This window comes from Paraburkholderia tropica (genome assembly GCF_914484835.1).
GTDB lineage: Bacteria > Pseudomonadota > Gammaproteobacteria > Burkholderiales > Burkholderiaceae > Paraburkholderia > Paraburkholderia tropica_A.
On the sequence record NZ_CAJZAR010000067.1, the window covers coordinates 72,178 to 88,120 of the forward strand.

General features: G+C 65.3%; 13 protein-coding genes. 4 read left to right on the forward strand and 9 right to left on the reverse strand.

What is annotated here, in order from left to right:
- From LDO54_RS24260 to LDO54_RS24280, 5 genes are all read right to left on the reverse strand, one after another.
- The coding region (locus LDO54_RS24260; protein ID WP_436975668.1) for a hydroxysqualene dehydroxylase at positions 1-1,002 on the reverse strand (1,002 nt) is incomplete at its 3' end.
- Positions 1,002-1,853: a presqualene diphosphate synthase HpnD gene (gene hpnD, locus LDO54_RS24265; RefSeq protein ID WP_224013214.1), complete on the reverse strand. Its 852-nt coding sequence runs from the start codon at positions 1,851-1,853 to the stop codon at positions 1,002-1,004. The genes LDO54_RS24260 and hpnD, both read right to left, overlap by 1 nt.
- A 400-nt stretch (positions 1,854-2,253) precedes the next feature.
- A complete protein-coding gene (locus LDO54_RS24270) occupies positions 2,254-3,219 on the reverse strand; it encodes a sensor domain-containing diguanylate cyclase (RefSeq protein WP_405045081.1) in 966 nt (321 codons plus the stop codon).
- Positions 3,216-3,839, reverse strand: a complete 624-nt coding sequence (locus LDO54_RS24275; RefSeq protein WP_065061651.1) for a chemotaxis protein CheC — start codon at positions 3,837-3,839, stop codon at positions 3,216-3,218. The genes LDO54_RS24270 and LDO54_RS24275 overlap by 4 nt, the downstream gene beginning before the upstream one ends.
- Positions 3,832-4,200 carry a response regulator gene (locus LDO54_RS24280; protein WP_065061652.1) on the reverse strand — a complete coding sequence of 123 codons (369 nt, stop codon included), beginning with the start codon at positions 4,198-4,200 and terminating at the stop codon, positions 3,832-3,834. Before LDO54_RS24280 ends, LDO54_RS24275 begins: the two co-directional genes overlap by 8 nt.
- An 835-nt stretch (positions 4,201-5,035) precedes the next feature.
- Here LDO54_RS24280 and LDO54_RS24285 point away from each other — a divergent pair.
- Complete coding sequence (locus LDO54_RS24285; protein WP_224013215.1) at positions 5,036-7,396, forward strand: hybrid sensor histidine kinase/response regulator; 2,361 nt, start codon at positions 5,036-5,038, stop codon at positions 7,394-7,396.
- 235 nt (positions 7,397-7,631) lie between these two features.
- Complete coding sequence (locus LDO54_RS24290; protein WP_224013216.1) at positions 7,632-8,417, forward strand: hypothetical protein; 786 nt, start codon at positions 7,632-7,634, stop codon at positions 8,415-8,417.
- Positions 8,418-8,503: 86 nt separating this feature from the next.
- Here the strand turns inward: LDO54_RS24290 and LDO54_RS24295 are convergent, their stop codons facing one another.
- The 3 genes from LDO54_RS24295 to arsC form a co-directional block, all read right to left on the reverse strand.
- Entirely contained in the window at positions 8,504-9,058 is a 555-nt protein-coding gene (locus tag LDO54_RS24295; RefSeq protein ID WP_224013217.1) for an NADPH-dependent FMN reductase, read from the reverse strand.
- A gap of 246 nt (positions 9,059-9,304) precedes the next feature.
- Positions 9,305-10,681, reverse strand: coding sequence for a GntT/GntP/DsdX family permease (locus LDO54_RS24300; protein ID WP_224013218.1), 1,377 nt, complete (start codon positions 10,679-10,681; stop codon positions 9,305-9,307).
- 222 nt (positions 10,682-10,903) lie between these two features.
- The gene (gene arsC, locus LDO54_RS24305; RefSeq protein WP_224013219.1) at positions 10,904-11,263 is read right to left on the reverse strand and encodes an arsenate reductase (glutaredoxin); all 360 of its coding nucleotides are present in this window, start codon (positions 11,261-11,263) and stop codon (positions 10,904-10,906) included.
- 747 nt (positions 11,264-12,010) lie between these two features.
- On the opposite strand from arsC, the gene parA reads away from it, so the two are divergent.
- The gene (gene parA / locus LDO54_RS24310) at positions 12,011-12,673 is read left to right on the forward strand and encodes a ParA family partition ATPase (RefSeq protein WP_224013220.1); all 663 of its coding nucleotides are present in this window, start codon (positions 12,011-12,013) and stop codon (positions 12,671-12,673) included.
- Between the two features lie 24 nt (positions 12,674-12,697).
- Positions 12,698-13,756 (forward strand): ParB/RepB/Spo0J family partition protein, encoded by a 1,059-nt coding sequence (locus tag LDO54_RS24315; protein ID WP_224013221.1) that lies wholly within the window; start codon positions 12,698-12,700, stop codon positions 13,754-13,756.
- A gap of 117 nt (positions 13,757-13,873) precedes the next feature.
- Here the strand turns inward: LDO54_RS24315 and LDO54_RS24320 are convergent, their stop codons facing one another.
- A complete protein-coding gene (locus LDO54_RS24320; protein ID WP_224013222.1) occupies positions 13,874-15,232 on the reverse strand; it encodes a replication initiation protein in 1,359 nt (452 codons plus the stop codon).
- Between the last annotated feature and the right edge of the window lie 711 nt (positions 15,233-15,943).

Here is a 15,943-nt window from a genome sequence, read left to right on the forward strand (position 1 = left end):
CGCGATCACGTCGGGCGCGAGCAGGGCCAGCGAGCCGGCGTCGTGGATCGTCGCCGAGAGGCGGCCCGCGCCGGCGAACAGCCAGTCGGCCGTGCCGTTGACGAGCGCCATCGGCGTGGCGAGGCCTGGCGGCGCTTCGGCGGCGAAATGCACGTCGATGATCGACGTGAACCGCTGCGGCGTCTGCAACGCGGGCACCAGCGCGGCGGCCGCGTCGGGCGGCACCGCCAGCACCACGGCTTCGTCCGTGCCCAGCAGCACGCGGCCGCTGTCGAAATCGAGCGCGACGGCGCGGCGCGCCGCGTCGTCGTAGGCAATTGCCTTCAGCGGCGATTCGAGCCGGATCGCCGCGCCGCCATGCTGGAGCATGCGCAGCGCCGGATCGACGAACGCGCTCGACAAGCCGTTGCGCGCCACCAGCGGTCGCAGCGTCTCGCCGCCCGCCGCCAGCGCCTCGCGCAGCATCGCCGCGGCGAGTTCCGCGCTCGCGTCGCGCGGCTCGACGTTGAGCCCCGCGAGCAGCAGCGGGCGCACCAGGCGCTCCCAGAGCAGGCCGTCGCTGCGCATGGTCTGCGCGACCGTGCGGCCCGGTTTGGCGAACAGCAGCGGCAGCAGCGCGAGATAGTCCGACACGCGGGTGCCTGGCACGCGCGCCTGGGCGTCGCCGATCCAGAACGGCACGCGCGAGCGCGAGAAACGCACGCTCCAGCGCGAGCGCGCCGCGAGGTCCATGAACGCGAAGCCCGGTTCGGCCGGTCCCGTCAGTTCGTCGGCGGCGCCGATCGCGCGCACGTAGTCGAGCGTGTGCGTGTGATTGGCCAGCACCAGATGGTTGCCGCTGTCGAGCGTGGCCGCCAGCGTGCGGTCATAGTACGAACGGCATCGTCCACCTGCCTGGGCGCCCGCTTCGTGCAGGGCGACCTGCACGCCCCGGCGCTGCAGCCGCACGGCCGTCGCGAGGCCCGCAAGCCCCGCGCCGATCACGTGGACGAGCCGAGGCATCAGAACAGCGCGTAGCGCGCCACGATCCACATGAGCCGCGCGCGCGGTTTGGCGACCTTGGTGCGCGGCAGGTCGAAGCCGCGCTCCACGGTGCGTTCGAGCAGTACGCGATAGACGCCCGACATGATGCGCGGCGCCTTGACCTGGACGCGCGGCGTGCGGTCCATGATCGCGTCGGCGGCGGCGAAATGGCCGAGCGCGCGTTCCACGAGCGTCGCGCACACGCGCGGCAGGCGGGGATCGGCGGCGATCGGGTGCGGAGCCGTGGCCGCGATGCCTTCGCGCGCGAGCAGTTCGCGCGGCAGATAGCAGCGGTTGATGCCCGCGTCCTCGTCGATGTCGCGCAGGATGTTGGTCAACTGCAGCGCGCGGCCGAGGTGATGCGAGAGCAGCCGGCCCGGCTCCTCTTCCATCCCGAAAATTCTCACCGACAGACGGCCCGCCGCACTCGCGACGCGGTCGCAATAGAGGTCGAGCGTGTCTTCGTCGGGGGCGCAGATGTCTTCGGCGGCGTCCATGGCCATGCCGTCGATCATCGCGTGGAAGTCCTCGCGCTGCAGCCCGAACGTGTGGATATGGCGCGTGAGCGCGGCCAGCGAGGCGCGCGGCGTGCCGGCGTAGCACGCGTCGATGTCGGCGCGCCATTGGTCGAGCCCCGCCGCACGCTCGGCGCGCGGCAGGTCGCTGTCCGCGATGTCGTCGACAGCGCGGCAAAAGGCGTAGACCTGATACATGGCGTCGCGCTGCGCGGCAGGCAGAATGCGCATCGCCAGATAAAACGAGCTGCCCGACGATGCGGCGGCGGCGTCGGTTTGATGTGTATCGTCCACGACGAGGTTGGAAACAGCCAAGACGATCTCCGCTGGGGTCGCCCTCGACGGGGCGTTTCAGATATTCGGGCCCGCATGGAGCGGGTCGCCCGCGCGCGCGGACACGCGCGAGGCACCGGCTCTCTCGAACGCCGTTCAGGGTCCGAGGCCGGAAACGGGCCAAAGTATATCAACCTTTGCGGGCAGCCGCAGTCGGGAACCGCGCCGCAATCAGGGACAAATGAAAACGCGCCGGCGCGCGGGGGCAAACGTTGGCGGCGGCGCCGGCTTTCCGCCGATCACTCGTTGATCAATCGGTGATCAATCGGCGAGCTACCGGCGCATCATCGTCAGGCTATAGCGGACAACGCTGCGTCAAATCATGCCATCGTCCGCCATATTCGACGAAATCGCCCCAGAAGGCGCGGTCCGCCGCGAGGAGCTAAGACAGCTCGTGCAGCAGCACCACCGAGCGGTTGCGGCCCTGGCGCTTGGCGCTGTAGAGCGCGGCGTCGGCCTCGTTGATCATGACTTCGTAGTCGATCGAGCCAGGCCGCGCCGCCGCGGCGCCGACGCTCGCCGTGACCGGCACGACCACGCCCTGCACGTCCACGGGCGTGTCGCCGATCGTGTGGCGGATCTTCTCGGCCACATGCAGCGCGTCGTCGAGCGGCGTGCACGGCAGCAGCAGCGCGAATTCCTCGCCGCCGAAACGGCCGAACACGTCCTGCTTGCGCACCACGTCGGCCACGCGCTGCGCCATCGAGCGCAGCACCGTGTCGCCGGCGACGTGGCCGAATTCGTCGTTGATCTTCTTGAAGTGGTCGAGATCGAACAGCAGCACCGACAGATCGCCGCCGTAACGCTGCCAGCGCGAGAATTCCTCGATCAGGCGCGACTCGAAGAAGCGCCGGTTCGCGATGCCCGTGAGGCCGTCGCGGTCGGCGTATTCGCGCAGCTTGGCCACGGCGTCCTCGCGCTCGCGCTGCATCACGCTCACGTGCGTGACATCGGACACCGTGACGCACACGGCGATCACCTCGCGCTCGCGCATCAGCGGCATGAAGGTGCAGTCCTGCTGCATGTAGTCCACGCCGCCCGTGATGGGCCGGTCGTGATCGAAGCGGAACAGATAGGGCCGCTGCTCCCACGAGCTGAACGCGAAGCTGCCGAGCTGGAACACGCTTTCGACCTTGCGCGCGAGCCACGCGCGCGGCAGGTCGGGGAAGCGCTCGAAAATCGGGCGGCCGATCACGTCCTCGGCGGACACGCCGCTGTGGTCCTGCATGAAGCGGTTCCACATCAGCACGTTCATGTCGCGGTCGAGCACGAACAGGCCGAAGCCCACGCGTTCGACCACGAGGTCGGACAGCGAGGGCGACGACAACGGCAATTCAGGGGTAGTCATAGGCTGTGCAACAGCGCGTCGATGGCCCGGCTCACGTGATGGATCGATTCTTCGGCCATCAGCATGACGAGATGCGCGCGAAAACGCTGGTCTTCCAGCGCGAAATTGACTTCGACGAGCAGCGCGAGATCCCAGGCGAGCAGGCCGGGCTGGAACACTTCGTCGAGCGTGACGGCGTCGCCGAGCAGGCCCGGCTGCGAAAACACCGGCAGGCGCCCGAGCTGGTCGAGCATCGACGAGACACACGCGCCGGTCAGCACGTTCGCCACGTCGAAGATCAGTTCCTGCTCGGTGAGCGCGTCCCAGGTCGATTCCGCGAACGGGCCGCCGATCAGCGCGCCGAGTTCCGCGATTTCGCCGCTGCGGCAAATCACCAGCGCCTCGCCCTTGATCTCCGAACGGAAACCCTGGCGCACGGCCGTCACCGGACCGTCGATGCCGGTCATCTCGCGCAGCGCGTCGGCCGCCTCGCTGACGGCGACCACGCGCACGCGCGGCACCGACAGCTCGATGAAGGCATTCAGGAGCCCCGACAAACGCGTGGCGGCCTGGCCCATTCCCAGATTGGCGATCTCCTGAAGCGCGTCGCGCTGCAGTTCCGTGAACACTCGATCAGGCATACAACCCGTACTCCTTCAGGATGGGTAGCAGCGCCTCCTGGGTGACCGGCTTCGGCACGAACGCCATGGCGCCCAAGGCGAGCGCGCGCTCCTGGGCGCGCGGCTGGACGTCGGCGGATACGACGATGACGAACGTGTTCAGGTCCTCGTGCTGCATGGCTTCGAGAACCTGAAAGCCCGTCATGCCGGGCATCGTCAGATCGAGAAACATGACCGGTGCACGCCCGGCGCGGTAAAGCGCCAGCGCTTCATGTCCGTTCGACGCGTACGAGATGTCGACGTCCCAGTCCTCGGGAAGCGCCTTCGTGAGCACCTTGCGGGCTAACAGCGAATCGTCGGCGATCACGATGGGCAAGGACATGGATATGCTGAGTGAATGTGCGTTGGACGGAATGCGTTAAGACGTATTAACGGCCGCGTGCGCACTTTCTTTAGGGCGGACGCGTATTTTAAGCGCGAGGCGTGAATTACCGCATATGACAAAGGGCGGCAAGCGCGGCGGGCGAGGCCGATCGGGTCAATCCGGCCAATCTGTCGGGTCCGGTGAGCGGCGCCCCGAAATCCGCCGCTGCTCCCGCCCCGCTGCCTGAGCGGACGGACCGACTTACAAAATGAATACGGCAAATGCGCGACAAATGCGCGACAAAAAAGGGCGCAGCTTGCACCGGCATTTTTCATACGTATTTATCGTGCCCCGAATTCTCGAAGCAAATGAAATGAAATGCAACTCGTCGATAATCATTAGGCGAACAAATTTGACTTTCTTTTCGGCCTTTTCGGAAAATAAATAATCAAACGAATGAATCCGCGCCGACAATTATCCTTTTGTGTACGTTTGCGCTACGCGGATTTTCGCGCAATCGCCTGTCTGTCCGAAAAATTCCTTCTTTTTTGCGACGTTTCGTCCTGGGGCGGGCGAATTTAACTTTTTCCGCCGCGGCGCGCCGCGCTAGCGGCTGCAAACGGCCGCAGCAGGCGGCGATCGGGAGGGCAAAAGGGAGCGCAAAAGGGCACGCAAAAGGGAGCGCAAGCAGGGGTAAATAGGGGCGCAATCAAGACAAGATCGATGCGCAAACGGGGCGCGATCAGACGCTCAATCGGCCCCGCAAACAGGCACGCCTGCGGCCCGGTTGGAACGCTACGGTCGTTTATGATGTCAGAAGGTCCGCCGCAGCTTTCCACCCCCTATTCGTACGATGATTCCCGACCGGCCCGCCGGGCCAGACGATCGCTCGCCCGCTCCGTCACGCACCGATGAAGCGCCGTTTCCGGCCGCGCCCAGCCACGACTTCACCGTCCGCCGCCGCACGCTGATCGCGTTGCTCGCGGCGGCGATCGTCCTGCCTTGCGTCTATGTCGCGACGATGGCGTGGAACGACCTGCGCACGCGCGAATCCGACGCCACCGACGTCACGCTGCGCACCGTGCGCGTGGCCGAGGAGCACGCGCTCAAGGTGTTCGACATGAACGACGCGCTCGACGCGCGCATCGTGGACGGCGTGCAGGAGCTCGACGACGACGGCATCCGCCAGAACGAAACGCAGATCCACGAAAAACTCGACGCGATCGGCGGCGGTTATCCGCAGGTGGCCGCCGTCTCCATCTTCGGCCGCGACGGCGATCTGCTCGCGAGCAGCCGCTACTCGCCGCCGCCGCCCGTCTCGATCCTCACGCGCGACGACTTCGTGGGCATCCGCGCGGGCCGCATGATCGATCACGTCTCGCGCGTGATGCAAGGCCAGGTGAGCGGCGAAACCGTGTTCAACACCGGCATCGCGCGCCACGACGCGCAAGGCCAGTTCGCCGGCCTCGTCTCGGTCGCGCTGCGGCCCGCCTACTTCGGCACCTTCTACCGCGAGCTGCTGGGCGCCGACTCGCCGATGGCGCTCGGCCTCGTGCGCAGCGACGGCGCGATCCTCGCGTTCGAGCCGCCGCCGCGCGGCGCCAGGAACGTCACGGGCGCATCAGGCGCATCAAGCGCGTCGGATACTTCGAGCGCGTCGGGCGCCTCGAATGCCGCCAGCCAGCCCGGCATCACGCCGGGCTCGCCGTTCGCCTCGGCGCTCGCGGGCGGCAAGGACGCGGGCGTCGTGCACATGCGCTCGCAACTGCTCGACGACAAGGTGATCCTCGCGTACCGCCGCGTCGGCGCGTATCCGGTTTATGTGACCTGCGCGTACCGCGCCTCGGCGATCTGGTCCGCGTGGTACCGGCACCTGAGCGTGCTGATCATCTCGATGTTCACGCCGTCGATCGCGCTCTGGTGCGTGATCTGGCTCTCGCTGCGCCGCCTCGCCGCCGAGGAGGAAGCGTGGGAGCGCTGGCAGGCCGAAGCGTCGATGCGACGCTCGATCGAATCGGCCTACCGCCAGTCGCGCAAGATGGAAGCGCTCGGCAATCTGGTCGGCAGCGTCGCGCACGACTTCAACAATCTGCTGATGATCGTCTCCGCCAACGTGCAGATCGCGCGGCGGCGCGGCGCGGCGGCGTTCGAGCGCGAACTCTCGGCGATCGAGCGCGCGCTCAAGAGCGGCCAGTCGCTCACGCGCCAGTTGCTCGGCGTGGCGCGCAAGCAGCCGCTGCGCAACGAGACGATTCACGCCGGACGCTGGCTGCCCGCGTGCCGCGAACTGCTGCGCGCGTCGCTGGGCGCGAAGGTCTCGCTCGTCGTCGAAGTCGATGAAAGCGTGTGGCCCGTGAACGTCGACGTCGCCGAATTCGAACTCGCGCTGATCAATCTCGCCGTGAACGCGCGCGACGCCATGCCCAACGGCGGCCGCTTCACGGTGCGCGCGCGCAATATCGCGTTCCGGCCCGGCGAAGGCTTTCCGCTCGACGGCGAGTTCGTGCACGTCTCGCTGGAGGATTCGGGCGTCGGCATGTCGCCCGACGTGCTCGCGCGCGCGTTCGAACCGCTCTACACGACCAAGCCGAAGGGCATGGGCACGGGGCTCGGGCTGCCGCAGGTGTTCGCGTTCTGCGAGCGCTCGGGCGGGCTCGCCGCGATCGACAGCGCGATCGGCGCGGGCACCTCGGTGCATCTGTATTTACCGCGCGCCGCGGCCGCGCCCGCCGTCGCGCACGAACCGGCGCCGCGCGAGGACAGCGTCGCGCCGCCCAACGGTCTGCGCGTGCTGCTGGTCGAGGACAACGACGAAGTCGCGGCGGGCACCGAAGCGCTGCTGCAGATGATGGGACACCACGTCACCTGCGCGAACGACGCGGCGAGCGCGCTCACGCTCGTCAAGGCCGGCCACCTCGACACGTCCAGCGGCGACGACGCGATGCCCTTCGCGCATTTCGATCTCGTGCTCTCGGACATCCACATGCCCGGCGAGATGAACGGCATCGATCTGGCCGAGGCGTTGCAGAACTGCGAGCCGGCGCTGCCCGTGATTCTCGTCACCGGTTACGCCGAGGAGCTGGATCGCGCGCGTCACGTGGACGTGCGCGTGCTGTCGAAACCGTTCGACATCGCCTTGCTGGAGAAACTACTCGAAGCGATCCAGCGCGACCTGCAGACGAACACGCGCCGGGAACGGGACGCAACGCTCTAGGTCGAAAATTCAGGCCGGAAATTCACACGCGCGGCACGCGGATTGCTGCATGCTGAACCGGGCGTCGGCGGGCGCGTTTGCGGGTTTCCGGCTGCGTTTTTTCGCTGCTTTCTCGCGAGTTTTATGAGCGCAGCGAACGCGCCTGCGTCGCGATTTCAGCCTTTGTCATACGCTTTCGCCACTGCTTTTTGCCACCCGCTTTTGCCACCATTGCCCGATGGGCGAGGAGTGAGCCATGAAACAGACCGTGACGGGTCTCTTCGAGACCTGGGATGCAGCGCGGCATGCGCAGGACGCGCTGTTGCAGCGCGGCTTTGCGCTGAACGACATCGAATTGCCGGTGCACGAAGCCGGCGTGCTGGCCGGCATCGAGCGGCTGGTGTCGAGTTTCTTTTCGACGACCGGCGACGTGCGCGCGAACGCGGGCGCGGTGCCCGAACCCGCGCCGCACGCGCCGGGTGCCGCTGACGCCGCAAGTGCGCCGGGCGGCAACGTGCTGATCGGCGTGCGCGTGAGCGACGAGGCGCGCGCCGATCTCGCCCGCGAGACGCTGCGCGATGAGCACGCGCTGGAAGTCGCGATTCGCGGCGGCACTTGGGCGTGGTCGGCGGCCGCCGACACCGATCCCGTCGCACGCGAGCATTCGGCGCTGGAGGAACTGGGCATCGCCAAGCTCGCCGAAGCGATGCGCCGCCGCGTCGCGCCGGAAGGCACGGCGGATCAAACTGCGTCCGCCGCGGCGCAGCCTGGCGTCGCCGATCCCGCGCGTCCCGCGAGCGAGGCCGAAGCCACCGTCCTCACGGCGGCGAGCGCGCCGGGCGCCGGGGCCGTGATGGGCACACAGGCGCCGTCACACGCCGCGCACGTGGACGTCCCGGCCGCGCCGCAAGCCACCCAGACGGCCAGCGGCGCGCAGCGCATCCCCGACGAATTCATCGAGTACGAGGAGGATTCGCACGATCACCGCGCCTCCGATGCGCCGGATCGCCCCGTGACCGGCTCGCGGCCCACGCTGCATTAAACGAAAAAAGCGCGGCCTGAGCCGCGCTTTTTTTATGCCATCACGTCGCACCATCCCATCGCACCGACGCTCGTCGGCAGCCCGCTTCAGCGGCCCACTTGACGCTTGACCCAATCGACGTAGCGATCGACGAAGGTTTGCAGGAATTTGCGCGTATCGTCGTTCACAATCTCGCCTTTCTCGTTGATCCTGCTGGCATCGTGTTTGATGAACATCTCGGGCTGACCGAGCGTCACCACGTCGAGATAGGCGAGCACGTTGCGCAGATGCGCCTGCGACAGCGCCGTCCCGACCGCGCCCGGCGAGGTGCCGAGCACCGCGCCCGGCTTGCCGGTCCACGAATTTTTGCCCCACGGCCGCGAACCCCAGTCGATCGCGTTCTTCAGCACGCCGGGAATCGAGCGGTTGTATTCGGGCGTGACGAACAGCAGCGCATCGGCGGCCTCGATCTTCTGCTTGAACTGACGCGCGACCTCGGGGAAATCGGCGTCGTAGTCCTGGCTGTAGAGCGGCAGCACGCCGATGTCGAGAAACTCGAACGAGAAGTCGGCCGGCGCCAGCGATGCGACCGCGTGCGCGAGTTGCCGATTGAAGGATTCCTTGCGCAGACTGCCGACCACGACCGCAACTTGATAAGCCATTTCCCTCTCCTCGAAAGCGCGCGATGCGCGGTGGAACGAAACGACATCATAGGCGCGCGCGTCGTCGCGCGTATGCCGCACGTCCGTCAGCAGGGCAGGGCTAGGCGTGCCTGTGGATAAACGGGGGTAGCGCGAGTTTATCCACAGATTTTGGGCACAACCTTGTGGACAACTCCGCACGAGGCCCCATGGGGCCGGGCCTCGGTCGGAATCGCGCCGACAACGTTATCCGACCATTCATCGGCCTCAGTTCAGCAGGCTCCACAGCACCAGCGTCAGCACGAGACCGACGACCGACACGATGGTTTGCAGGATCGACCAGACGAACACGGTCTGCTTGAGCTTCAGGCCGAAGTACTCGCGCACCATCCAGAAGCCCGCGTCGTTGACGTGGCAGAAGAACACCGAGCCCGCGCCGATCGCGAGCGCCATCAGCGAGTTGTGCGTGGCGCTCAAACCGGTGACGACGGGCGCGACGATGCCGGCCGTCGCGGTCGTCGCGACGGTGGCCGAGCCCGTGGCCTGGCGCAGCGCGACGGCGATCAGCCAGGCGAGCAGCAACAGCGGCAGATGCGCACCGACGGCGATCTTGCTGATGGTCGTGCTGATGCCTGCGAGCACGAGCGTCTGCTTGAGCCCGCCGCCCGCGCCGATGGTCAGCAGCAGACCCGCGATCGGCGGCAAGCTCTTGCGCAGGATGTTGCCGACGCGCTCGCGCGCCATGCCGCGCGACCAGCCGAGCACGACGATCGCGAACAGTACAGTGAGTCCCAGCGCGATCAGCGGCTCACCGAGGAAATTGAGAATCGTGAACGCGAGCGTGTCCGGCGTGAGCGCGAGCTTCGCGATCGTGCGGCAGAGCATCAGCACGGCGGGCAGCAGAATGGTCAGCAGCGAAACGGCGAACCCGGGCGCGGCCAGTTGCGTGTCGTGGCTCGTGAACAGCTTGCCGAGATCCTCGGGCTCGTCGACGTGCATGCGACGCGACAGCCACGAACCGTAGAGCGGACCCGCGAGGATCACCGCCGGCACAGCGACGAGCACGCCGAAACCGAGCGTGATGCCGAGATCGGCATGCAGCGCGCTCACAGCGATCAGCGGACCCGGATGCGGCGGCAGCAGCGCGTGCAGCGTGGTCATGCCGGCGAGCGCGGGAATCGCGATGCGCAGAATCGGCTGCTTCGAGCGTCGCGCCATCACGAAGATGATCGGCACCATCATCACGAGGCCCACTTCGAAGAACAGCGGCAAGCCGATGATCACGGCGACGAGCGCCATCATCCACGGCAGCGTGCGCGGCGTGGAGTGATCGAGCAGGGTGGTCACGAGCCGGTCGGCCGCGCCGGACTCGGCCATCAGCGCACCGAGCATCGCACCGAGCGCGATGATGATGCCGACGTCGCCGAGCAGCGCGCCCGCGCCCTTGCTGAACGCGCTAGCGACGCCTTCGAGCGGCACGCCCGCGGCGAAGCCGGCCGCAAAGGTGCCGACGAGGATCGAAAGAAACGGCGCGAGCTTGAGCACGCTGATCAGGATGATGATCAGCGCGAGGCCCAGCAGGCAGGAAAGGATGAGCCGTGTGTCGTGGAACGACCACGGCGGGAGAGTTGCAAGTGATTCCACTGAAGTCTCGTTGTTGTCGGTTGGCGGGTGAGCGCCGGATTGGTTGCGTTCTTTATGTGCGCGCTGGGGTCGATCGGGCGATCAAGCGAGCGGGGTAGGGCTCACCTGCGCGCGCATTATGTTTTCAAACGTCATCGACGCGAATCGGCCCGGATCGGGCGTGCTGGATGATCCGTGCCGGCTTCCGGTCTCGCGGGTGATCCGCGTGGCGCGCGCTGCGCGTCAGGCAAACAGCGCCGCGACGTTTTCCGGCGGACGGCCAATCACCGCCCGGCCATCGCGGACGACGATCGGACGCTGAAGCAGAATCGGGTGGCTCGCGATTGCTTCGTAGAGCTGAGCATCCGTGACTGTGGCGGCGTCGAGGCCCAGTTCCGTGTATTCGGTTTCGCCGGTACGCATCATGTCGCGCAGCGCACCGCCCAGGATCGCATGCAGGGCTTTGAGTTGCTCGACCGTCGGCGGCGTCTTCAAATACTCGATCACTTCAACGGGCTCGTCGCCCGTGTTGTAGGTGCTGGAGACCAGCTCGCAGGTGGCGCGAGACTTCGAGCATCGCGGGTTGTGGTAGATCGTGATCATCTGTTCGGTTGCTGTCGTGAGAGGTGAGTGGCTGACCGTAGTGGTTGCGATTGCTGCTATCGCGCGCAAGGTGGCTTGAAGCGACGGGTGGTCGGTCGTGGACTGGGACCAGGCATCGCGCCGATGTTGGCGGCAGTTGCGCTTACGCTGGTCGCGTCACTGTAATGGTCTTTGCCCTGCGGCGTACGGTCGCGCTGATTTTAACGGGCAATGGCGAAGAGGGCAGGACAGGACCGCAAACCCACGATGGCGTGGCGCGTGGACTCGCGAGGTTTATGCGCATAAAGCCGTGAGGGTGATCACGGGCGGATGTTGTGCGTTTGGGGGAAGGCTTATGCGCATGAGAGCTTTATGCGCATAAAGATGCCGACTCGGTTCCCATGACCAAGGCGATTGGTGCGCGCGCATTCACCTCGTTGCTCTAACGCTGAGCGCTCACACGCGGCTCACAGGCGGGCACCGATTCCCTCTCGCATTTCAGCCGTGATCTTTTCTGCCGCGTCGACAACTTCAATTCGGGCCGCCATTCATCTATCGCCGCATCGACATCGGCCGGGTCTGTCATCTGTCGCGAGCGATCGTGGTCGTCACGGCTCCGGCAATACCACCCACGCCCCGACTTTATGCGCATAAACCTTGGCCGAATGGCTAACGTTCACACTGAAGATCGAAAATAACAAACTCAATCATTGAATCACAACTCAATCCAGGTAAAATCCAAAACGATTAGCAAAAGGAGAAAACCAATTGGCAGCAGAGATAATCGCAGTCACGCAGCAAAAGGGCGGGGTCGGCAAGAGCACGATCGCGATGCATCTCGGCGCAGCATTCCACGAAAGAGGTAAGCGCGTGCTCGTGGTCGATGCCGACGGCCAAAACACGCTCGTTCACTGGGCCAGCGCTTCGTCCGATGGCGACGCAGGCATTCCGTTCCCGGTGGTCAACCTCTCCGAAGCCGGTGGCCAGATCCATCGCGAGATCAAGAAGTTCATCGGTGACTACGACATCATCGTGGTCGACTGCCCGCCGTCGATCACCGAAAAAGTCTCGGGCGTCGTCCTGCTTGCCGCGACTGTCGCCGTCATTCCTACGTCGTCGTCACCCGCGGATTACTGGTCGAGCGTCGGCCTCGTCAAACTGATCCAGCAGGCTCAAGTGATGAACGAGGACCTCAAGGCCGTCTTCCTGCTGAACAAGACCGAAGAGAAGCGCATGCTCACGCGCGAGTTGAAGCGTGCGCTGGAAGAACTGGGCTTCCCCTTGCTCAAAACCCAAATTCCGACCCGCGAGGCGTATAAGCAGGCCATGGCTCTCGGCCAGACGGTGCTGCAAATGAGCGACCGCGGTGCGCGGCTCGCTGCGATGGAGGTGCGTGCCTGCGCCGACGAAATCGCAGAGATGCTCCCCTGACTTTATGCGCATAAAGGACCCTGAATGAAGCCCTCACAATTTGCCAAAGGTTTTCAGGCTCGCCCTGACACCACGAGCAGCGAGAAGCGCACGGCGCTCGACCGACTCAACGCCATCGATGGCCTCGTCCAGGACAAGCCCAAAGCCCGCGAGACGACCGGCCGTTCGAGCCAGCCGGAGCCGATCGCCGTTCCCGCCGACGAAGCAATCGCGTCGGTTGAAAACGAGTCTGCGGAGTATCGCGCGTGGCGTCTGGAGCAGGGCTATCGCCCCGGCCAGATCATCGAACTGCCGCTCAAGGCCATCAAGGCCAGCCCGTTCAATCCGCGTCACTTCTATCTGAAGACGTCGATTGCCGAACTGGCGGTCAATCTCGCGAAGCAAGGCCAGCAGCAGGCGATCCATGTGATCCCCGACTACGCCGCGCCGGGCAGCTACTACGTGAGCGATGGTGGGCGTCGCGTGCGCGCGCTCAAGGAAGCCAACAAGGAAGTCGTCAAGGCCATCGTCGTCGACTTGCCGATCGGTCTGGAGAGCTACAAGCTCGGCTACGATCTAAACGTCCAGCGTGACTCGCAGACGGTGTTCGACAATGCGGTCGTCTGGAAGCGCTTTATCGACGACAAGCATTTCCAGAGCCAGCGCGAACTCGCGGACCATCTCGGCCTCGACGAATCGACCGTGGCGGTCGCGTTGTCCATCGGCAAGCTGCCCGAATTGGTCATGCACGAGATGGTGGCGCGCCCCGATCGCTTCGGCTCGAACATGGCCTATCAGGTGGGCCGCTATCACGGCGCACGCGGCACCGACGCCACGCTGCGTCTGATCAACCGGATTCTCGCCGACGACCTGAGCACCCGTCAGGTGGCGGACATCGTCAAGGGTCGGGCCGCACCGCAGGAAAGCCCGAAGCCGGCCGGCCGTCAGCGCTACGCGCAGCGGCTCGAGATCAAGCTCGACGGCATGGCGGTCGGCGATCTGAAGTCGTACGGCGACGATCGACTCGAGTTGCGTCTCAAGGGACTCTCGAAAGATCGACGCGATGCGATCCTTCACCAGATCGAAGAAATGCTGAAAGCCTGATTGCGGCGAAAAAAGAAAAAACGGTCTTCACGTTCGATACGTGAAGACCGTTTTTTATGGTCCGGCGAATTACGTGGGGCCGCGTGCGGGATCGTCAGCGCCGCGTCGTCCCGTTCTTCAGGCGGCGCGCGCCTGGTTCAGCGTGAACGCGAGCAGATCGCCATCGGTCGGTTCGCCCCAGGTCTTGCGGGCGAGCCAGTCGAAGAATGCGGTGTCGGCCAGTTTCGAGTCGAGGCCGCGTCGACGCCAGTCATCGCGCAGGTGGGCACCGAGCCCCGGCAGTTCGTCGTTCTCGAACGAATTGCGCGCCATTTCGCGATCGAGGTCGCCCTGCTCGTCATAGAGCGCGCGGGCTTCCTTGCGCCGGTACGCCGCGTATTCGTCCATCAGACGCGCCTTGGGATCGTCGGCCGTTACGCTGCCCGCGGCCACGCGTCCAGCGACCGCCGGCTTTTCCACCGCGGTCTCGACCGGCGGCGCGTAACCCTTCTTCAAGGCATCCTTGAACAGTGCGGCGGCGCTGCGCACCGGCGGCAGGCTCGTGCTGCGCATGCGCTGCTCGGTCAACTGGAGCGCCGCGCGAATGCGGTTTTCCTCGCTGTCCGCGTAGAGCGATTGCGCTTCCTTCAGCGGAATGCCGATCTTGACCATGCGGTCGACCAGCGTGCTGTCGAAGACGTTCGGGTGCTCGTCGAGCGCGAGCATCGGCTGCTTGCGCTCGGTCACGCGGAACTGGATCTCGGCGACGCGCCGGCCTTCGCGATGCTCGATCAGCTCGACGAAGATGTTGGTCACCGCGTTGACTTCCGCGATGGCCGGACGCAGGTAATCGCGCTTGAAATACTTGTATTCGCGTTTCGCTTCGTCGCCGGCTTCGGTATCGGGCGTACCCGACAGAATCGGCCGCCACCATTCCCACGTTTCGCGCATCGTCAGATGGCTCGGGTTCGTGAGATAGCGCACGCAGATTTCGTAGAGCGCGAGGCCGGCGCTGCTGCGCAGCTGGCTCTGGAATTGCAGGCTCAGGCGTGCGTACTGGACCGGGTCCAGCAGTTTCTTCTTGATCTTGGGCGCGAACGAGAATTCGACCCAGACGCGGCGCGTGGTCGGATCTTCGAGAATTTCGGCGTCGGCGATCAGCGTGGAGATGCCCCACTTGCGGCCGGGCTTCTGGCTCGAGGTGCCCTGGCTCCATTCGACCTGCACCGACACCATCCGCCGCAGATGCTCCTTCACGAGCGCCGTATCGTTCGAGTCGAACGCCGAGTTCGCGACGATGTCAGAGAGCAGCGCGCGATAGGTATCGCCGCCCTCGTCCGCCTGCTGCGCGACGGCGAGCAGCACGTTGAAGAGTTTGCGGGTCAGCAGAGTGATCTTGCCGCTCTTCGGCTGAATCGCGATTGCCTCGACGGCCTTGCGCAATTCGGCCGAGCTCGGGCTCACCACATCGGTTTTTTTCACGCGCTTCGTGGCCATGCGTCGGGTCGAGGTGAGAATTTCGCGAAAGGATACCGTCTGGGGTGAAACCCGTCTATAGGGTGACTCTCACCATTGCCGGTGAAGCCGCCGTTCGCGGGACGGCTCACCGCGAAGGGCTCCCGAAGACGCTCACCTTTGCTCCGCGGCCCGATCCGCCGCATGCTCGCAGGGCTGCGGCCTGGCACGAAAGCGCACGACAACCACGCGCCATGACGGTGTCGCGACGCTCCCGAAAAATCTCACCTCAAATTTTCCTGGCGCAAACGCAACATTTCGCGATTTCCTGGATGCGCGCGCGGGGCGGCTCGAGGGGTGGCGTAATGCGGCGTAAAAAGCGGGCTCCCAGGCGGTCTTTTGCATCTTTAACCAGGCCTGGTCGGCCTGTGGCGGCGGATTTCAGCATCCAGCAGCCGCTATCGAACCGTTGAAACCCGCCATGGCGCCCAACTTTCTCCTGAAAAGCCTCACCATTGAGATATCAAGGTGCAAGGCCTGGCGTCCGTTTCATCACTTCAGTGAGTGAAACTAGCCGCCCAAACTCTCCCGAATGAGCTCACCTCAGGAATTCGCAGCCCCATGGGGTTCCAGAAATCGAAATCACCCGCTCACCATCGCCTACGCTCCTGAAAAAGCTCACCACTCGACGGCTTTCAGGAAAAAACCAATGGATTCGGAGGTTTATCCACAGCCGCAAGCCGGAAATCCACC